The sequence below is a fragment of the Peptoniphilus sp. HMSC062D09 genome (genome assembly GCF_001811425.1).
Lineage (GTDB): Bacteria > Bacillota > Clostridia > Tissierellales > Peptoniphilaceae > Peptoniphilus_A.
Genome location: NZ_KV804740.1, coordinates 1 through 18,315 on the forward strand (window position 1 = coordinate 1; position 18,315 = coordinate 18,315).

The window sequence follows — 18,315 nt, forward strand, 5'->3', positions numbered from 1 at the left end:
TAGGTCCAACTTTATGGGGTCACAACATTTTAGCTCTAGTAATGTTAGTTGGCATAATGCCATTCAATGTCTTTGCTGATGGATCAAGAAAAGTAGAAATTGAACTTAGTAACATTGAAAAAGCAGCGTTTGAAAAACAAAATGAAGTTGGATTTACTGCTGATAAGGACAATTTAGACGTAAACACATTTCTGCAAATAACTGAAGACAAAGACGATACAAATGTACTCAAGATAACAAGTGATAAATTTGGATCTGGTGGCATTTTAGGATTTTCCTACAAAGAATATATGGGAAAAGCCATGGGTATGTGGGTTCCGGATCGTTGGAACGATGAAGACGAAGAAAAGTTAGACAAGATATATGGAGATGATTGGCAAGCTAAGGATAAGTTTAAAAAGGATCAACTGGATAAAGCTACAAAAGAATGGAATAATACCGATTGGGATCTTGAAAATTCTTATTATGAACTCAAAGTTAAATTACCTAAAAATATGGAATTTAACAAAGACGAAATTAAAGCGCAATGGTCTGAAGACAGTTTTCTTACACAATTATATGATCCACAAGAAGCTATTATTGATGGCAATACTCTTATATTTAGAGCTAAATTTAAAACATTACAAACAGATATAGCTTTAAATACGGACTCTGAAAATTGGAACAAACCAGTTTTAAATGTAGACATTCCAATGACAATCCATTATAAAAAGGGCGATACAATTATGGATTATGTTCCAGAAGTAGAACAAAATTTAAGACTAGTTGACAAATCTAAGGCCATTCAAGTAGATGGCAAAGGAATACTTGGATTTTTTGGTGTATTAAATCCTATCGATTTATCTGAATACCCAAAAGATTTTAATGGATTCCCAATAAATCAAAAACTAGATGGAGATATTTTAGGAAATAAAACCGAAACTGAAAGTAATAATTATTTTTCTGTCAACAAAGACGAAAAATTTGATGTTACTACTAAATTAAATGTTCAAAAAATCAAAGATACAGTTTCAAACCCTGGTGGAGAAGTTGATCTTGATTTAATTATTAATGAACACCCAATTTTTAGATTTTGGCCAGCACTTGATTTAGGAAGTGTTTTTTCATGTACTTTAAGATTTCCAAAAGAAATCATAGTTCCTGAAGATATAAATGAATCTTCACTAGAATTACTTGGCTCACAAAATGTTTATTACATTTCAAAAGTTGAAAGAAGTACTGATCCTGAAACTGGAGAAACTTTGCTGAAAATTGAAATGCCTTTGACTGAAGAAGCAAAGAAAAAGATGCCTTCTTTATACGATTTAAGTAATACTGTTGGGTCTGTGGATTCTAATTTTTATATAAATATTCCCGGACTAAAATTATCTGATGAAGCTGTTGAAGGAGAAAAATACACTGTTAAAGGACAACTAGGTGGAAAGGTATTTTTCAGAACTATTACAGATGTAGACGATTGGGTAGCATCTGAGTATAAAGAGGAATTGCGTGAAAAATTTGGTGAAGATGTTGTAGTACAAGATGATACTTGGAAAAATGTTACTCACTTTAATGAAGAAGATTCAAATGTTAATGAGGCAATTGATTATATGTTAGATAATCATCCTGAAATATTTGGAGAAGTTATACCGAATCTTTTAAAAGATGCACAACTAAGAAGAAGATATGACACAAATATATATTTTCTTTTTGTAAATTGGAAGGCTATCCAAGAAGAAGGTGGAAGAGATTTTCTTTATTCACAAGAAGGTGGAGACTTAGAAGATATAACATTTACAATTTTGTGTTCTAAAAAAGCAGAACCAATTCCTACACCAGAACCAGAACCAACTCCTATACCTGAACCTGAAGTTACACCACTAAAGATTCACGAATATGTAGAAACTATTCCTGTTTATGCATCTGTTGACAAGAAGGTAGTTGATAAAGAGGTTATTAACTCTCACGATCAATATATCTTCGGATATCCAGATGATACTATTAGGCCAGATGGAGATATGACAAGAGCCGAAGCAATTGCAGTAGTTGCAAGACTTCAAAAACTTGATTTGAGCGACAAGTCTTCTAAGATTTATAAAGACACTAAGGCAGATATGTGGTACAACGGTGCTATTAACGCTGCATTTAGAGAAGGTTATTTATTAGAAAAAGAAGGCGAAAATATTAGACCTAACGACAAGATCACTAGAGCAGAACTTGCTGAGTTAATTAGTCATATTGACAAGAAAAACAATGCTATTGCTCCATTTGATGATGTGAAAGGTCACAAGTTTGAAGCTGCAATTAACCAAGCTTATGGCAATGAAAGAATTAAGGGTTATCCAGATGGAACATTCAAACCAGACAATACTATTACAAGAGCAGAAGTTGCCACAATGTTAAATAAATTGTATGACAGATACCCTGACAAGAATTTCATTGATGCAAACCAAAATCTAGTTCACAATTACAAAGATATGTCTTATAAGGGACATTGGGGTTATTATGAACTTGTTGAAGCTTACCATAGCCACACTTATCTAAGATTAAAGGATAATATGGAAGAATGGAAAGTTATAATCAAATAATTTATAAATAGTTGCAAAAAAGGACTCTCGTGGGTCCTTTTTGTTTGTATTACGCAAAAACACCTCACAACTTTTTTAAGTCATGAGGTGTTTTTTTATTTTATCCTTGTATTTATATTTATTTCAAAGGAGTTTTCATCGAGAAAATCTTCCCGCATCTCCACAGCTTCTGTGAAATAAATTTCTGCCTCATCTAAAAAATAAATTGGGTGGATGCCGTCTGCCAACTTCAAGTCAGCATTTGTCCTCACATGGCCATAGGAAATTATTTCGCCCACTGCGTGATATTTTAAGATTAGAGTCTCGCCAAGTTTTTTCATGTAGCTTGGCTTTTTGTAGTCTATGGACATTTCAGCCAAGGTGGAAATTATTTTTTCACCTAAATTTAAATCATCTACTGCCTTTAATTTTTTCATAAATTCTTCTGTCTTGTAAGTATTTACATTTATCATGTAAGAGTCAAAGGAAAAAATCATTTTATCGCCTCACTTGTGGTAGGGGTGGTTATTTATTATTCTAAATGCCCTATAGATTTGCTCCATTAAAATAACTCGCATTAGTTTGTGGGGGAAGGTCATCTTTGAGAAACTTAGCTTGTAGTTTGCCCTTTTTAAAACTTCATCAGAGAGGCCAAGACTTCCGCCAATGACAAAAGTTATATTTGAGTAGCCGTCAATCATGAGGTCATTTATTTTATCTGCAAAGGCGACAGAGTCAAGGCTCTTTCCCTCAATGGCAAGGGCAATGACATAGGCACCATCTTTTATCTTTGATAAAATCTTCTCGCCCTCAATATTTTTTACCCTCTCTATGTCCTTTTCCGATAAATTTTCAGGGCAGGGTTCGTCCATAATTTCAAAAATGCTTAAATCGGCATAGGATTTAAGCATTTTTTTGTACTCATTTATAGCATCTTTAAAATAATTTTCCTTGATTTTGCCAAGTACGATTAAATTAATATTAATCATTTTAATTTTTTAACTTCTTCAAGAGCCTTTTCAAAGTTTACTTCGTTAGTTACTTCAGGAACATATTCAACATAAGCTACTTTTCCGTCCCTATCAACAATTACAACGCCACGAGCAAGAAGTTTAAATTCTTCAATCATGAAGCCATATTTTTCGCCAAATTCTCTGTATCTGTAGTCAGAAACTATGTCTGCATTTTCGATTCCCTTAACTGAACAGAATCTTTCTTGTGCAAAAGGAAGGTCAACAGTTACAGTTACGATTTTTACATCATCAGATAATTTTGTAGCTTCTTCGTTAAAAGTAGTTGCTTGAATTGCGCAAACTGGTGTGTCAATTGATGGTGCAACTGAATAAACTACGATTTTGCCCTTTAAGTCAGCTGAGTTAAAATCAGATAGATCTCTTTTAACTGCCTTAAATTCTGGAGCCATATCTCCAACTTTGATTTCTTTACCTTCTAAATTAACTTTATTTCCGCCAAATGTTATATCCATTGTAATTACCTCCAAAAAAAATATTTACTTTTAATTTACACTACATTTATATCCAATTATGATGAATTTTAACAAGGGATTGCAATAAAATTTAATTTTAACTAAAATGTAGGTAGGAAAAATTTTTCGAGTGAGAGAAATAAAAGAGGTATTTATGAAAAAACTTTTCGAGTGAGAGAAATAAAAGAGGTATTTATGAAAAAACTTTTAAAATCTTTACTCTTAGTTTTTGTAATTGGAATAATTGGGACATTTTTGTCAGCTTGCCAAGGAGACAATGAACTTCTTCCAGACAAAAAAATTTATAATGTTAATTGGACAATTGAGGACATTACAAGGATGGAGGATGGCAAAAAAGTAGATAATGATATGGCAATAAAGTTTGACAAGAAAAATTTTGTCATGACTGATAGAAATAATGCCATGGACTTTACTGGCACTTATAAATTAAAAAAGGCTGGCGCAGGCTATGAAGTAATAATGAAATTTGACGACTTAAAGGAGCCTGTGACGGGGATATATGGCATGAGAACTTATAAGGATAAAGAGCCTAAGCCTGATTTAGTATTTGACCACTGGGACACAAGGTATTCTTTTATAGGTGAGTATAAAGATAAATAAAAAGAACTGTTGGATTTGTTTTTCCAACAGTTTTTTCATGTCTATTAATTTTACAAAAATTATTTTTCCTTAAAAATTTTTAACATTATCTTTGTGGAGATGTAGAAGAGTATTAGGACTGCAAAAACTCCAGCGAGGCCCCAAAGCGCGACTTCTACTCCCTGCATAAATACTGTCATGTCCATTTTATCACTCCTACATAAACATTGGCACGAGGGCCAAGATCATTGAACCTGCAACTACTGAGCCAAGTTGTCCTGCCACATTTGCTGACATGGCTTGCATAAGGACAAAGTTAGTTGGGTCTTCTTTTGCCGCCATCATTTGCACAACTCTACCAGACATAGGAAAGGCTGAGATACCTGCTGCCCCAATCATTGGGTTGACCTTTGTCTTTAAAAATAAATTTAAAAACTTGGCAAAGAGAACGCCGCCTGCTGTGTCAAAGATGAAGGCAACAAGTCCCATGGCAAGAATCATAAGTGTGTGGATGTTTAAAAAGGCATCGGCAGACATAGTGCCACCAATTGTTATGCCCAGCAAAATTGTAACTAGGTTCGAAAGTTCATTTTGTGCAGAAGTTGAAAGCCTTTCAAGAACTCCGCAGACTCTGATTAAGTTTCCAAACATGAGAGCACCAATAAGGGCAACAGACATTGGAGCTATAATTCCAGCTATTACTGTTATGACAATTGGGAAGAGAATTTCAACTTTTTTAGGCACATGAACAGTGGTGTACTTCATCCTAATCTTTCTCTCTTTTTCTGTTGTGAGAAGTTTAATAACTGGTGGCTGAATAATTGGCACCAGAGACATATATGAATATGCAGCCACAGAAATTGGTCCAAGATAATTTGGCGCAAAGACCTTGGCAACATAAATTGAAGTAGGACCATCTGCAGCACCGATTATGCCAATTGATGCCGCTTCTGGTAGGGTAAACTTGCCTGTTGAAATTGCAAAAAGCATTGTGGCAAAAATTCCAAACTGCGCCGCTGCTCCAAAGAAGAGCATAAAGGGCGATGATATAAGTGGTTTAAAGTCAATCATGGCACCGACAGCTATGAAGATTAAAACGGGGAAGAGCTCAGTGGCAATCCCTGCCTTATATAAAATTGTCAAGAAACCTTCTTCGCCCACGGCTGATGATAGTGGAATATTAGAAATAATTGCTCCAAAACCAATGGGAAGAAGAAGTGAGGGTTCGTATTGCTTTTCAATGGCAAGATAAATTAAAATTCCGCCAATGATAAACATAATTATGTGTTTAACTTCGAGATTTAAAATTCCAGATAAAAGTGTTTCCATTTGACCTCCTTAATATTTTTACATGACAAGTAATATAACATAAAAGAGCCTAATATTCAATTCTTGCGGACAATAAAAAATACCAGAGAACAAACAAATCCTCTGATATTCAGTCCAACTTTATTTGGGAAATACATTCACTATATGGCTATATCTTCAAAAGTTAGAGCCATTGGCAACAAATACTTAACGATTGTTTTTACTTCTTCATTATTCTCATCTTTTTCATTAGCCTCATATTTAATAACATTTGCATATTCTGTAAATCCATTTTTTTGATAGAATGTGACTACTTTACCCTTTCCATTTTGGTTAGATACACTATCTAATATTATAGTTTTTACTCCTATTTGTTTATTTATATCTTTAATTTTGTCTAATGCGATTATCAATAACTCTTTTCCTGTAAATATATTTTTATATTTGTCGTTTTTTGCTATTTGACCAATCAAATAAACAGGTATATTATCTATATTTTTTGGGCTTTTACCTTTATATATCATTTTTTTCTTTTTTGATTTTGGAAGTTTACTTATATCTAAAACCTTCAATGCTATAGTGAAAAAACCTACCAAGTTAGTATCTAGATAAACAAAATATGTTCTTGATTTATGATGTTTTTCATCATCTATTGCTTTTTCGTTTAGATATTTTAAAACATCTTTATTTTTTGAACATTTAAAAGAGGACTCTATATATGTTCTAAAATTATCTTTTAAATCATCTAAGTCCTCTTGTTTTAAATTTCGCACTAATTCTTGTAATGATATTACTTTTTGCCCCATTCTCCTAATATCTCCCTTATACTTTGAGGGTCTGTTACTTCTTGATATGGATTTTTTTTGTAATCTTCAAGTGCTTTTTTTAATTCTTTTGTTGGCTTTGCATTTAACATTTTTTCATATTGGTCTTCTGTTATTTCTATTTTTCTAGTAAAACTTATTGTTGCCATAATTGTTACCCTCCTTTTACGTGTATTATATCATTATGGTTTAGTTGATTCAAATAAATTATTAGAGTTATAGTAATCTTACGGTTTAGATAATTCTACTTGTACGAAAGTTTACAACAAAATTTATTTACTTAAGTTCATAATTGATTAGAAAGCTTTTATGTGATAGTCTTTAGACAATAAAAATATTGTAAATTTTAGTGATACTAAAAGAACTTAGGGAAAATTAAAGGTTAGGAGGCTACTTTGAAAAAATATATTAATTTTATAATTGTACTCTTCCTTTTTCCGATTTTAAATTTAATCAGTTTAAAAATTTTGGGATACATCAATTGGAAAGTTCAAGTGACCTTTGATATAAAATATATGCTTATCTTAGCTCTTCTTAAAATTATAATGATTTTATTTTTGGGTTTTATGCTTGCCTATTTTTTTAATTTTGCAAGTAAGCTATCAAAAAAATCTGCTGGAATATTTTTCTTAATTGAAATTTTTGTACTGGTAATTTATATGGTAACAAAAAAATATTATTTACCTGAAAAATTTTTCTACCTCTATGATTTCAATGTCTTGTATTTTTTCTTGCTCCTAGGGGAAAATATTTTTTTACTTTTAAATAAAAAGTCATAAGTTTTTTAAAATTCAAAAAAATAAAAATTCAAAAAAGCTCTTCTCCTAAGGAAAAGAGCCTAATTTTTTGTCTTTAAATTTTAACTATTTTACATAAAATCTTTTACATCAACTTTGATACATTTCTTGCGTAGGCGATTGGGTCTTTTATGTCAAGACCTGCCACAAGTCTTGCGCCGTCGTAAAGTAATTCTGTATAAGTTTTAAATTCTTCTGAGTCCTTGTCCATGTCCTTTAATTTTTTAACGGCAGGGTGGTTTGGATTTATTTCCAAAACCTTGTCTGCCTTAAAGGCTTCGTTATTTGGCATGTGGCTAAGAGTCTTTTCCATTTCTATGGAGATTTCGCCCCTGCTTGACAAGTAAGCTGCGTCATCTTTTAGATTTGGATTTTCCTTTATTGATGAAACTTCGCCAGATAAAAGGTCCTTCATCTTCTTTACATAGTCGCCAAGATTTTTTTCGTCTTCTTCCTTAACTTCTGTTTCAGAAATTGACTTGAATTTCTTGCCATCGTACTCATCAAGCATTTTGATGACAAATTCGTCTATAGGGTCAGTTAGGGCAAGGACTTCAATGCCTTCTTCCATGAAGTGTTTTATTTGTGGAAGGTCCTTGACGGAATCAAGAGATGTGCCATTGGCGTAATAGATGAAGTCTTGGTCTGGTCCCATGTCCTTTCTGTATTCGTTAAAGGCCACATTCCCTCTCTTTGTTGTGTCATAGATAAATAGGTCTTTTAGCTTGTCCTTGTCGGCGCCAAAGTTTTCGTAGGCACCAGATTTTAAGCTTACGCCAAAGTTTTTGAAGAATTCTGCATATTTTTCCCTGTCATTTTTAAGAATTTTCCCAAGTTCCTCTAGGATTTTCTTTTCTATGTTTTTCTTTATAAGTTGAAGTTCGCGAGTTTTTTGTAGCATTTCACGAGAAATATTTAGGGAAATGTCTTCAGAGTCCACTACACCCTTGACGAAGTTCAAATAATCTGGAAGTAGGTCTTCGCATTTTTCCATGATTAAAACTCCGTTGGAATAAAGTTCAAGTCCGCCCTTTCTATCAGGGCTCAAGAAGTCAAAAGGTCTTCTTGATGGAATGTATAGGATGGCCTTAAAGGAAATCATGCCTTCCACGCTGATGTGAAGGTGGGCAAGGGGATCTTCAAAACCAAAGTGTCTTTGCCTAAAGAAGTTGTTGTAGTCTTCCTCCTTCAATTCATTTTTATTTTTTCTCCACATTGGAACAGAGGAGTTGAGGACATCATCTTCTCTATAGGATTCAAATTTTGGATCCTCTTCTGTGGAATCATCTGTTGGTCTTTTCTTTTCCACTTCCATCTTTATTGGATAGGAGATGTAGTTGGAGTAGTGGCTGACAAGATCTCTTATTTCGTATTCGTCAAGGTACTTGTCATAGTCCTCGTCTTTTGTGTTTTCCTTTAAGTGGATAGTCACTATTGTGCCGTGACCATCTTTTTCTCCATCAGAAATTGTGTAGCCCTTGGCACCCTTGGACTTCCAAAGGTGTGCCCCATCTTCCTTATAGGACCTTGTGAGGACAGTAATTTCATCTGCAACCATAAAGGCAGAGTAAAAGCCCACGCCAAATTGTCCAATTATTTCGTGGTCCTCATTTTTTTCATTTAGGTTTTTAAAATCAAGGGAACCAGACTTTGCTATTGTGCCTAAGTTTTTCACAAGTTCATCTTCAGTCATGCCTATGCCGTTATCTTCAATGCTAATAGTTCTCTTTTCCTTGTCAGGTCTAATTCTTATAAAATAATCTTCGTGGTTGAATTTCACCTTGTCGTCGTTAAGGGCGATGTAGTACATCTTGTCCATGGCGTCAGAGGCATTTGAAATTAACTCACGCAAAAATATTTCTTTATTTGTGTAAATGGAGTTGATCATTAAGTCCATTAGTCTTTCGGTTTCAGCATTGTATTTTTTATTTTTCATTTAATCACCTTTCTTCAATTTTATTTTTCTCAAAATTTTCAAAATTTTCAAAATTATTAGCACTCGATAAGTATGTTTGCTAATAATATATATCTTTTCATATAAATAGTCAAATTTTTATGAGATTTTTATTTTTTTACATAAAATTTTCTCAAAAAAATATTTTTTCGCCCTAAATTTAAAATTCCTCAAAAAATTTTTTACCGGCAAAAATTTATTTTTAAGAAAAATATATTAATTTTGTGAAATTTTTTTAAGCTCTAAAACAAGCTGATTTATCAAAATATTTTTAAGAAGACAAAAAATTTTTATGGGGAGAAATTAAATAAAATGGAATAATTAATTTAAAATAAACCTGCAATTGTTTTCAAATGTTTTCAATTGATGTATAATATAGTTGGTGTTTTAGAAGGGAGGAGAAATGTTTACTGAAGTAGAAACAGGCAATAGGATAAAAATTATTACAGGACACTTTGGCAGTGGAAAGACAGAGTTTGCAATTAACTATGCCTTGTACCTTAGAAGGTACTTTGATAAGGTTGCAGCAGTTGATCTTGATATTATTAATACATACTTTAGACTGAGAGAGAAAATGGATTTTTTAAGCGAGCACGGAGTGGAATCATTTTCATCTAGTATGCGTGAAAAAAATGCCTTGGATATACCAGCAGTTGATGCAGCAATTTTAAAACCGCTTGAAAATAAAAACTACAGAGCTGTATTAGATGTTGGCGGCAATCCTAAGGGTTCACTTTCTCTTGGCAGGTATAGAGATATTTTAAAAAGAGAGGGCTACGACCACTACTTTGTCATCAATAGAAATAGACCAGAGACTAAGGACTTTCAGTCTGTGAGAGATCTCATTGGACAAGTGGAAGGCCACTCACAAACCAAGGTGACGGGAATAATTAACACTACTCACTTTTTGAAGGAGACTAAAGCAGATGATCTCTTGTATGGCGATGAGCTTGCCAGAGAGGTTTCAGAGAAGTTAAATCTTCCCTATGTCTATGCAGTCTGCCTAAGAAGCATAGAGAAGGAAGTTAGGGCTTTAAATTTAGCAGCAGAAGTTTTTCCAATAGACTTATATTTTAGAGAAGATTGGATGTTATAGGAGGTAAATAATGGCTAAAGGAAGAGTTGAGTTTGAAAGCGACAGATGTAAGGGTTGTGGACTATGCGTAACTGTATGTCCTAAAAATGTAATTGAAATTGATGTGGACACTATCAACAAAAAGGGTTATGCACCTGCAATGGCAAAGAGACCAGAAGATTGTATTGCTTGCCAAAACTGTGCAATAACTTGTCCTGATTCAATTATTACAGTTTATAAAATTTCTTAAGGGGTGTTTACATGACAAAAGTACTTATGAAGGGAAACGAAGCAGTTGGTGCAGCAGCTATAGAAGCTGGTTGTAAATATTTTTTCGGTTATCCTATTACTCCTCAATCTGAAATTCCTGAATACTTATCAAGGGAACTTCCAAAGGTTGACGGATGTTTTTTACAAGCTGAGTCTGAAGTTGCAGCTATAAATATGCTTTATGGTGCTGCAGGAGCTGGAGCAAGAGTTATGACTTCATCTTCTTCTCCTGGAGTTTCACTAATGCAAGAAGGTATTTCTTATATGGCAGGGGCAGAACTTCCTTGCGTAATTGTAAATATGATGAGAGGCGGTCCAGGACTTGGATCTATTCAACCTTCTCAAACTGATTATTTCCAATCAACTAGAGGCGGCGGAAATGGTGACTACAGAACTATTACTTTGGCACCATCTTCTGTGCAAGAACTTGTAAATTTAATTGAACTTGGCTTTGACCTAGCAGACAAGTACAGAAATCCTGTCGTTATTATGAGTGACGGTGTACTTGGACAAATGATGGAACCAGTTGAATTTGGCATGCAAGAAAAAATGGATCTTCCTGAAAAAACTTGGGCAACAAGAGGCAAGGGAAAGAATCATGGCGAAAGAAATATTATAAACTCAATTTATCTTTCTGCTGATGAACTTGAAGAACACAACAAACACTTAATTGAAAAATATAGACAAGTTACTGAAAATGAAATTAGAGTAGAAGTTGATGGAATTGAAGATGCTGATTTAGTTATCAGTGCCTATGGAACTACTGCTAGAATTGCAAAGAGTGCAATTGAACACTTAAGAAAAGAAGGTCACAAAGTTGGTCTTATCCGTCCAATAACTTGCTGGCCATATCCTTATGAAGCTTTCAAGGGAATAAATCCAAATTGCAAAGACATTTTAGTTTGCGAAATGAACCAAGGTCAAATGACTGACGATGTCAAGATTGCAGTTGAAGGTAGACAAAAGGTTCACTTCTTTGGAAGACAAGGCGGCGTAATTCCAAATGTGGAAGAAATTAAAGAAGCTGCTCTTGAAGTTTTAGGAGGTCTCAAATAATGGAAAAAACTAATGAACAAGTTTTATATAAATATTCAGATGGTTTGACTAGAAATGAAACTCACTATTGTCCAGGATGTACTCACGGAGTTATCCACAAATTAGTGGCAGAATCCTTAGTTGAACTAGGAGTTTTAGACGATGCAATTGGAGTTGCACCAGTTGGTTGTGCAGTTCTTGCTTACAAATATTTTAACTGCGACATGCACGAAGCAGCTCACGGTAGAGCCCCTGCTGTTGCAACAGGAATAAAGAGAGTTCACCCAGATAACCTAGTATTCACTTACCAAGGCGATGGCGACTTGGCTTCTATTGGTACTGCAGAAATCGTTCAAGCAGCTCACAGAGGAGAAAATATTTCAACAATTTTCGTCAACAATGCAATTTATGGTATGACTGGTGGACAAATGGCACCAACAACACTAGTTGGTCAAGTTACAACAACTTCTCCTTACGGAAGAGACGAAGCTTGGTGTGGTAAGCCAATTAGAGTTTCTGAAATGCTTGCTACTATTGACGGAGCAAAATTTGTTGAAAGAGTTTCAGTTGACACTCCAGCAAATATTAGAAAGGCAAAGAAAGCTATTAAAGAATGTTTCAAATATCAACTTGAAGGCAAGGGCTTTGGAATTGTAGAAGTTTTATCATCTTGCCCAACAAACTGGGGACTTCCTCCTGCAGATGCACTTGCATGGCTTAGAGATAATATGATTCCATACTATCCACTTGGTAATTTTAGGAGGGGTGAATAATGGCTACTAGAGATATTATTGCTGCTGGATTTGGCGGACAAGGTATTATGGCAATGGGTCAACTTATAACTTATTCAGGAATGCTTGAAAACAAATTTGTTTCTTGGCTACCAAGTTATGGACCAGAAATGCGTGGAGGTTCTGCAAACTGCTCAGTAGTAGTTTCTGATGAACCTGTTGGCTCTCCAGTAATTTCACAAGCGACAGATGTAGTAGTTATGAACGAACCATCACTAGAAAAATTTGAACAATATGTTGCACCTGGCGGAAATTTATTCATAAACTCTTCCCTTGTTAAAAAAGCACCAACAAGAGATGACATAAATGTATTTTCTATTCCAGTAAATGACTTGGCAAATGAACTAGGAAATGCAAAAGTTGCCAACATGGTAATGCTTGGAGCCTTTTTGCAAGTAACTGAAACTGTAAAAGTTGAATCAGTTATAAAGGCCTTCACAAAAGTTTATGGCGACTCAAAGAAAAAACTACTTCCAATAAATGAAAGAGCAATAGCGACTGGACAAGAAGCAATTAAGGGAGCAGGCTGCGTTGGTGGAATTTGTCAAATCCTTCCAGAAAAGACTAATTCACAGGTTAAGAGCCACTACTCAAGACAAACTGCAGCAAGTGTTGAACTTAGCGGAACAGATCTTGAAAACATCGAATACCTAAAGACTATTAAAAAATATTCAGCAGAAGATGACGAAAAGATTTTCGACAACGAAATGTCAATTGTTGAAGAAGCACTTTCCATTGAAACAGAATCTATTAAGTTCTGCGACAAGGCTGCTGAAATGCTAAAGGGAGACGATGCAGGAGAAATCTTCGCATCACTTTCTCACCAATCAGAAGAACACATCTCTTACCTAAAGGGACTTAAGGAAACATTAAAATCTAAAGACGAAACTTCTCTTGCCGACAAGATCAAGGCAAAACTTACTAAGAGAGAAGATTACGATTGGGGCAAGGTTGACCCAGAAAAGGCAAGACTTGCACTTAATGTATTTGCAATAGCTAAGGACATCAAAAATTCTTCTATAGCTTTCTATGCTAAGGCTAAGGAAAAATCTATGGATGCCAATGCAAAGAAACTTTACGATGAACTTGAATATTGGGAAAATTTCCAACTAGAACAAGTTGCTGGTCAGTACGAAATTTACAAGGAAGAATGGTGGGCTGACCAAATGTTCTCAAAAATGTAATAAGATTTTTAAGAGGCACCTCAGGTGCTTCTTTTTTTGTAATTTTTTTTGTGAGAATTTGTGAGTGAGAAAATTTTTGAAATAAAAAAATTAATTTTGCGAGAAATTTTTTTTAAATTTTAGAAAATTTGTTGAGAGTAAAAAATAGACTTAGAAAAATTTATGAACTTTAAAAAAGTGAAGAATTTTAAATATAAAAGAGCCACAAAGAAATCTCTGTGGCTCACATATCAAATTTATTAAATTTTATGGAATATATTTTTTATTTTCCTTGCCCAATTTATACTGTGCCATTGTTGATACAACTGTGTAGACTAAAATTGATGCCAAGTTTGCAGTTACAGAGTCGTGGTCAAATCTTGGAGATACTTCTGCAATGTCAAAGCTCATTGGCTTTCCAGTTGAGAAGATGTGTTTTAAAAGTATGATTACTTTTTCTGGGTCAATTCCAAGAGCTTGTGGGGCAGAAACGCCTGGTGCAAAACTTGATGTGAAGCAGTCCATGCAAATTGTAATGTAAAGGTGGTCTTCTTCTGCAATGTATTCGTCAAGGTCGTGGACAATTTCGAAGAAGTTGCCATTTATCAAATCTTTTCCCAAAACATACTTAACGCCCAAGTTGTCAGCAGTCCTAAATAGGGCAAGAGTGTTGGAGTGTTTTTGAATGCCCATGACATAGTAGGCATAGTCTGTTCCCTTTTCACGAGTGTAGTCTGCAATTTGTCTAAACATTGTGCCACTTGTTCCATTTCCCTTTTCGTAAGGTCTAAGGTCAAAGTGGGCGTCAAAGTTTAATATGCCAAGTTTATTGTCTTCTTTGTCATCAAGGTAAGTTGAAAGTCCCTTGTAGTGACCAAAGGCAGTTTCGTGACCACCACCTAGTACCAATGGGAATAAATTTAATTCGAGAACTCTTTTTACAGCTTTAGCTAGTTCGTCTTGGCTTGCTTCAAGAGTTGTGTACTTACTTGTAACATTTCCGCAGTCAAAAATTTTAAGCTCTTTAGAAAATTGACATGGAAGTTTTGCAAGTTCCTTCCTTATGGCAGCTGGGCCTGCAGCAGCGCCAAATCTTCCCTTGTTAAGTTCAATGCCTTGGTCGGATTCAAATCCTATAATTCCAAAACCTAATTTGCCTTCGAAGGGAGTTAAGCTTTCATCGTTTAAGTCAAGTGGCTTAACCCATTGATGCCATCTAAAGGATTCGTAATCATTTTCGTCATCAACTCTACCTGACCATATTCCCATTTCTTGGGGACTGTAATAATTTATCATTTTACACCTCAGTTTACTTTATTCTTTGGAGTTTTTCCATTTTTAAAATCAATTAAATTGTCCTTTGAATTTTCGCCCATTTCAAGCCTTGCCTCAAAGGTTGCATTGCCAAGGTGAGGAGCGAGAATTACATTATCAAGGTCCATTAGTTTTTCATTAACTTTTGGCTCAAATTCATAGACATCAAGAGCAGCGCCTGCAATTTCCTTTTCTATAAGTGCATGGGCAAGAGCTTCTTCGTCAACTATTGGACCTCTTGACGCATTAATTAATATAGCAGATTTTTTCATCATTTCAAGTTCTTTTTTAGAAATCATGTGGCGAAGTTCTGGCACAAAGGCAGTGTGAAGACTTAAGAAGTCAGAATTTTTTATTACATCGTCCTTATCTCTATATTCTATGCCAAATTCCTTTTCGAAATCTTCCCTTCTTGTTCGTGAATAATAAATTACCTTCATTTCAAAAGCCTTGGCTCTCTTTGCAAGGTTCTTTCCTATATTGCCAAGACCAATTATGCCAAGAGTCTTGCCCTTTAATTGACTTCCAAGATAAAAAGTTGGTCTCCAGCCATAAAAGCCGCCTTCTCTTGTAACCTTGTCGCCAGATACAATTTTCCTTGCAGCAGCAAGCATAAGACCGAAGGCAAGCTCAGCAGTGGAGACAGCAGAGGCAGGAGCAGGTGCATTGGTAACAACAATTCCCTTTTCTCTTGCGTAAGATATGTCGATGTTGTCAAAGCCTGCGCCGTAGTTTGCAATAATTTTTAAGTCGCTTCCTGCCTCAATTACATCTTTATCGATTTTATCTGAAAGAGGACACAAGAGGGCATCTTGACCCTTAATCTTTTCAATAATTTCTTCTTTTTTAAGGGGCACATTGGAGTTGTGGTAAGTTATTTCAAAATTTTTATCTAGTTCCTCGTAAATTTCTTCTGGAATATTACTTGTAATCAATAATTTCATCTAATCACCTCATTACTTTTATTTTAACACATAGACAAAAAATAGTATAAGAGAAAAGAAAAAAGCAACAGGAAAACGTATTGACAAAAAAACAAGCAAATGTTATATTGAGCTAAAATAGAAAAGATGTTTCCAACGTTTCATATATAATGCAAATTATATTATATTGGATATTAGGAGTTAAAGAAGATTACTCTATATACTAATCTTTTAAAATTAAGGCGAGCTTTATGAAAGAAAAAGTTAAAAATCTGATGTTAAATCCTGCTAAGCAGATAAAAATAATAGCATCTTTTTTTATAGTTATGTTATTTATAAAACCGTATGTCGATACTAGCTTTATATTATCTTTGATTGATGAGGTTATATTGATGTATTTTATAATTAATTTTGTATTTCTTTTTGTAAATAAAAATAAAGTAGGCAAAGAATTAAAAAAGAAATTGACAGAAGTTGTTGTTTTGGCATTACCATATGTAATTGGACGTTTAATCTCAATAGTAATAATTACTATTATAAAAGTTTTATAATTTAAAAGTTAAAAACATAAGTTACCTAGTTTTTTTCAAATTGTTGAGAATATAATGTCTTTTATGGGTCTAGTTTTATTTATCTATACTATCTATAAAAATATTACTACTTTTAAAAGAAAAAAATGATATTTAAGAAGTTGGGAATTTTCCTAACTTCTTTTTTAGCTTCAAAAATCTTATAAACTCCTATATAATATATAAAGTTAAGAGGTGATTAGGTGGAAAATAATGAAAATAAATTGGGGACTATGTCAATCCCAAAACTTTTATTTCAAGTATCTTTTCCCATTGTAGTTTCCATGTTTATTCAGTCCATGTATAACTTGGTGGACTCTTATTACATAGGAAAGATTAACGAAGATGCCTTCACAGCAATTTCCATTGCCTTTCCCATTCAAAATATAATGATAGGAATAGCAGTGGGAACGGGCGTTGGTATGAACTCTTTGATATCAAGGTACTTGGGAGAAAAAAATTATGAAAAATCAAATAGGACTGCCGAGACTGGTCTAGCCCTTGCCATAATTTATGGAATAATTTTATTAATTTTATCAAGATTTTTGCCAAGACCCTTCCTGTCAGCTCAGACCACTGATGAAAATATAATTGCCTATGGAATAGAATATCTTCAAATAGTAATGGGATTTTCCATGGGAGTTTTTATACAAATTTTTTTGGAGAGGACCTTGCAGTCTACAGGTAGGTCAATTTTTACCATGCTGACTCAACTTATTGGAGCAGTCTTAAATATAATACTTGACCCAATATTCATCTTTGGATATTTTGGTCTTCCTGCCATGGGAGTTAAGGGAGCGGCGATTGCAACTGTAATGGGACAAATTATTGGAGCTCTCTTTGGTTGCTTCTTCGAATATAAATTCAACGAAGAGATTACTATAAAGAAGCCAGTATTAGATTTAGACATAGTAAAGGGAATTTATGTAGTTGGAGTTCCTTCCATGATTACCATAACCATTCAGTCCTTTACAATTTATGTTCTAAATAAAATGTTATCTGCGATTTCAACTTCTGCCATTGCGGCGCTGGGTGCCTACTTTAAGGTGCAGTCCTTTGTCTTTATGCCAATCTTTGGCGTGAACAACGGACTTGTGCCAATAGTCGCCTACAATTATGGAGCGAAGAATAAAGATAGGATCATAAAAGCCATAAAGCTTGCCTTCATAACAGTGACTTTTATGATGATTTTTGTATCATCGATAATAATGATTTTCCCAAGAGAAATACTTGGTATATTCTCTGCTGGTGACAAGATGCTTGAAATAGGGATACCAATGCTAACGATTTGCGCCCTATCCTACATCTTTGCAGGAATATCAATAGTTGGGACAGCAGTCTTCCAAGCCTTTGGAAATGGAATTTTGACATTATTTGATTCTATTTTAAGACAGATTATTGTCCTCCTTCCAGTGGCTTACATTGCAGTAAAATTTTTCACAGTCAATGAAATATGGTGGGGCTATGTAATTGCAGAATTTGCATCCACACTTTTTGTAATTTATTTGATGAACACCTTTGTCAGAAAAAAATTAGAGCTTATTTAAGCCTTAAAAGTGGCTTAAATGTTGAAAAAATTTTAAATTTGAGGTATTATTAACTTAATTTAAAAAATCCTAGGAGGAATAGCATGGCTAAAGCAAAATTTGAAAGAAATAAA

20 protein-coding genes are annotated in these 18,315 nt (G+C 34.1%); 10 read left to right on the forward strand and 10 right to left on the reverse strand.

Features of this window, described 5'->3' with window-relative positions; all coding sequences use genetic code 11:
* The coding region (locus HMPREF2801_RS09500; RefSeq protein ID WP_083303733.1) for an S-layer homology domain-containing protein at positions 1–2,567 on the forward strand (2,567 nt) is incomplete at its 5' end.
* 95 nt (positions 2,568–2,662) lie between these two features.
* Here the strand turns inward: HMPREF2801_RS09500 and HMPREF2801_RS07635 are convergent.
* Genes HMPREF2801_RS07635 through tpx form a run of 3 tightly spaced genes read right to left on the reverse strand, consistent with a single transcriptional unit; the run spans position 2,663 to position 4,032 of the window.
* Positions 2,663–3,043 (reverse strand): hypothetical protein, encoded by a 381-nt coding sequence (locus HMPREF2801_RS07635; RefSeq protein ID WP_070611579.1) that lies wholly within the window; start codon positions 3,041–3,043, stop codon positions 2,663–2,665.
* A gap of 9 nt (positions 3,044–3,052) precedes the next feature.
* Entirely contained in the window at positions 3,053–3,532 is a 480-nt protein-coding gene (rlmH, locus tag HMPREF2801_RS07640) for a 23S rRNA (pseudouridine(1915)-N(3))-methyltransferase RlmH (RefSeq protein WP_210394471.1), read from the reverse strand.
* A complete protein-coding gene (gene tpx / locus HMPREF2801_RS07645; RefSeq protein WP_070611583.1) occupies positions 3,532–4,032 on the reverse strand; it encodes a thiol peroxidase in 501 nt (166 codons plus the stop codon). Before tpx ends, rlmH begins: the two co-directional genes overlap by 1 nt.
* A gap of 195 nt (positions 4,033–4,227) precedes the next feature.
* Here tpx and HMPREF2801_RS07650 point away from each other — a divergent pair, with 195 nt between their 5' ends.
* On the forward strand, positions 4,228–4,653 hold the full coding sequence (locus HMPREF2801_RS07650; RefSeq protein WP_070611585.1) for a hypothetical protein: 426 nt from the start codon (positions 4,228–4,230) through the stop codon (positions 4,651–4,653).
* 59 nt (positions 4,654–4,712) lie between these two features.
* On the opposite strand, the gene HMPREF2801_RS09535 is transcribed toward HMPREF2801_RS07650, so the two are convergent.
* The 4 genes from HMPREF2801_RS09535 to HMPREF2801_RS07665 form a co-directional block, all read right to left on the reverse strand.
* Positions 4,713–4,838 (reverse strand): OadG-related small transporter subunit, encoded by a 126-nt coding sequence (locus HMPREF2801_RS09535; RefSeq protein WP_256387806.1) that lies wholly within the window; start codon positions 4,836–4,838, stop codon positions 4,713–4,715.
* A 10-nt stretch (positions 4,839–4,848) separates the two neighbouring features.
* The gene (locus tag HMPREF2801_RS07655) at positions 4,849–5,961 is read right to left on the reverse strand and encodes a sodium ion-translocating decarboxylase subunit beta (RefSeq protein WP_070611587.1); all 1,113 of its coding nucleotides are present in this window, start codon (positions 5,959–5,961) and stop codon (positions 4,849–4,851) included.
* 140 nt (positions 5,962–6,101) lie between these two features.
* Positions 6,102–6,746, reverse strand: a complete 645-nt coding sequence (locus HMPREF2801_RS07660) for a hypothetical protein (RefSeq protein WP_070611589.1) — start codon at positions 6,744–6,746, stop codon at positions 6,102–6,104.
* On the reverse strand, positions 6,731–6,913 hold the full coding sequence (locus HMPREF2801_RS07665; RefSeq protein ID WP_070611592.1) for a hypothetical protein: 183 nt from the start codon (positions 6,911–6,913) through the stop codon (positions 6,731–6,733). The genes HMPREF2801_RS07660 and HMPREF2801_RS07665 overlap by 16 nt, the downstream gene beginning before the upstream one ends.
* Positions 6,914–7,159: 246 nt before the next feature.
* On the opposite strand from HMPREF2801_RS07665, the gene HMPREF2801_RS07670 reads away from it, so the two are divergent.
* A complete protein-coding gene (locus HMPREF2801_RS07670; protein ID WP_070611594.1) occupies positions 7,160–7,543 on the forward strand; it encodes a hypothetical protein in 384 nt (127 codons plus the stop codon).
* A 103-nt stretch (positions 7,544–7,646) separates the two neighbouring features.
* On the opposite strand, the gene htpG is transcribed toward HMPREF2801_RS07670, so the two are convergent.
* Positions 7,647–9,497 (reverse strand): molecular chaperone HtpG, encoded by a 1,851-nt coding sequence (gene htpG / locus HMPREF2801_RS07675; protein WP_070611596.1) that lies wholly within the window; start codon positions 9,495–9,497, stop codon positions 7,647–7,649.
* 421 nt (positions 9,498–9,918) lie between these two features.
* Between htpG and HMPREF2801_RS07680 the strand changes: the two genes are divergently transcribed.
* Genes HMPREF2801_RS07680 through HMPREF2801_RS07700 form a run of 5 tightly spaced genes read left to right on the forward strand, consistent with a single transcriptional unit; the run spans position 9,919 to position 13,870 of the window.
* Entirely contained in the window at positions 9,919–10,611 is a 693-nt protein-coding gene (locus tag HMPREF2801_RS07680) for an ATP-binding protein (protein WP_070611598.1), read from the forward strand.
* A gap of 10 nt (positions 10,612–10,621) precedes the next feature.
* Positions 10,622–10,840, forward strand: coding sequence for a 4Fe-4S dicluster domain-containing protein (locus HMPREF2801_RS07685; protein WP_019125442.1), 219 nt, complete (start codon positions 10,622–10,624; stop codon positions 10,838–10,840).
* An 11-nt stretch (positions 10,841–10,851) separates the two neighbouring features.
* Positions 10,852–11,916: a 3-methyl-2-oxobutanoate dehydrogenase subunit VorB gene (locus tag HMPREF2801_RS07690; RefSeq protein WP_070611600.1), complete on the forward strand. Its 1,065-nt coding sequence runs from the start codon at positions 10,852–10,854 to the stop codon at positions 11,914–11,916.
* Positions 11,916–12,668 carry a thiamine pyrophosphate-dependent enzyme gene (locus HMPREF2801_RS07695; RefSeq protein ID WP_070611602.1) on the forward strand — a complete coding sequence of 251 codons (753 nt, stop codon included), beginning with the start codon at positions 11,916–11,918 and terminating at the stop codon, positions 12,666–12,668. The genes HMPREF2801_RS07690 and HMPREF2801_RS07695 overlap by 1 nt, the downstream gene beginning before the upstream one ends.
* Entirely contained in the window at positions 12,668–13,870 is a 1,203-nt protein-coding gene (locus tag HMPREF2801_RS07700) for a 2-oxoacid:acceptor oxidoreductase family protein (RefSeq protein ID WP_070611604.1), read from the forward strand. The genes HMPREF2801_RS07695 and HMPREF2801_RS07700 overlap by 1 nt, the downstream gene beginning before the upstream one ends.
* A 246-nt stretch (positions 13,871–14,116) precedes the next feature.
* Here the strand turns inward: HMPREF2801_RS07700 and hutG are convergent, their stop codons facing one another.
* Entirely contained in the window at positions 14,117–15,145 is a 1,029-nt protein-coding gene (hutG, locus tag HMPREF2801_RS07705) for a formimidoylglutamase (RefSeq protein WP_070611606.1), read from the reverse strand.
* Positions 15,146–15,153: 8 nt separating this feature from the next.
* A complete protein-coding gene (locus tag HMPREF2801_RS07710; RefSeq protein WP_070611608.1) occupies positions 15,154–16,107 on the reverse strand; it encodes a 2-hydroxyacid dehydrogenase family protein in 954 nt (317 codons plus the stop codon).
* Positions 16,108–16,337: 230 nt separating this feature from the next.
* On the opposite strand from HMPREF2801_RS07710, the gene HMPREF2801_RS07715 reads away from it, so the two are divergent.
* Together HMPREF2801_RS07715 and HMPREF2801_RS07720 are read left to right on the forward strand one after the other, a co-directional pair.
* A complete protein-coding gene (locus HMPREF2801_RS07715; protein ID WP_070611610.1) occupies positions 16,338–16,637 on the forward strand; it encodes a hypothetical protein in 300 nt (99 codons plus the stop codon).
* 221 nt (positions 16,638–16,858) lie between these two features.
* Positions 16,859–18,202: an MATE family efflux transporter gene (locus tag HMPREF2801_RS07720; protein WP_070611612.1), complete on the forward strand. Its 1,344-nt coding sequence runs from the start codon at positions 16,859–16,861 to the stop codon at positions 18,200–18,202.
* Positions 18,203–18,315: the final 113 nt, after the last annotated feature.

Coding starts and splice junctions, on each gene's coding strand:
- HMPREF2801_RS09535 (WP_256387806.1), bottom strand. CDS start 4,838: ATGGACATGACAGTATTTATGCAGGGAGTAGAAGTCGCGCTTTGGGGC.
- HMPREF2801_RS07680 (WP_070611598.1), top strand. CDS start 9,919: ATGTTTACTGAAGTAGAAACAGGCAATAGGATAAAAATTATTACAGGA.
- tpx (WP_070611583.1), bottom strand. CDS start 4,032: ATGGATATAACATTTGGCGGAAATAAAGTTAATTTAGAAGGTAAAGAA.
- HMPREF2801_RS07695 (WP_070611602.1), top strand. CDS start 11,916: ATGGAAAAAACTAATGAACAAGTTTTATATAAATATTCAGATGGTTTG.
- HMPREF2801_RS07710 (WP_070611608.1), bottom strand. CDS start 16,107: ATGAAATTATTGATTACAAGTAATATTCCAGAAGAAATTTACGAGGAA.
- hutG (WP_070611606.1), bottom strand. CDS start 15,145: ATGATAAATTATTACAGTCCCCAAGAAATGGGAATATGGTCAGGTAGA.
- HMPREF2801_RS07685 (WP_019125442.1), top strand. CDS start 10,622: ATGGCTAAAGGAAGAGTTGAGTTTGAAAGCGACAGATGTAAGGGTTGT.
- HMPREF2801_RS07665 (WP_070611592.1), bottom strand. CDS start 6,913: ATGGCAACAATAAGTTTTACTAGAAAAATAGAAATAACAGAAGACCAA.
- HMPREF2801_RS07715 (WP_070611610.1), top strand. CDS start 16,338: ATGAAAGAAAAAGTTAAAAATCTGATGTTAAATCCTGCTAAGCAGATA.
- htpG (WP_070611596.1), bottom strand. CDS start 9,497: ATGAAAAATAAAAAATACAATGCTGAAACCGAAAGACTAATGGACTTA.
- HMPREF2801_RS07650 (WP_070611585.1), top strand. CDS start 4,228: ATGAAAAAACTTTTAAAATCTTTACTCTTAGTTTTTGTAATTGGAATA.
- HMPREF2801_RS07655 (WP_070611587.1), bottom strand. CDS start 5,961: ATGGAAACACTTTTATCTGGAATTTTAAATCTCGAAGTTAAACACATA.
- HMPREF2801_RS07690 (WP_070611600.1), top strand. CDS start 10,852: ATGACAAAAGTACTTATGAAGGGAAACGAAGCAGTTGGTGCAGCAGCT.
- HMPREF2801_RS07660 (WP_070611589.1), bottom strand. CDS start 6,746: ATGGGGCAAAAAGTAATATCATTACAAGAATTAGTGCGAAATTTAAAA.
- HMPREF2801_RS07700 (WP_070611604.1), top strand. CDS start 12,668: ATGGCTACTAGAGATATTATTGCTGCTGGATTTGGCGGACAAGGTATT.
- HMPREF2801_RS07635 (WP_070611579.1), bottom strand. CDS start 3,043: ATGATTTTTTCCTTTGACTCTTACATGATAAATGTAAATACTTACAAG.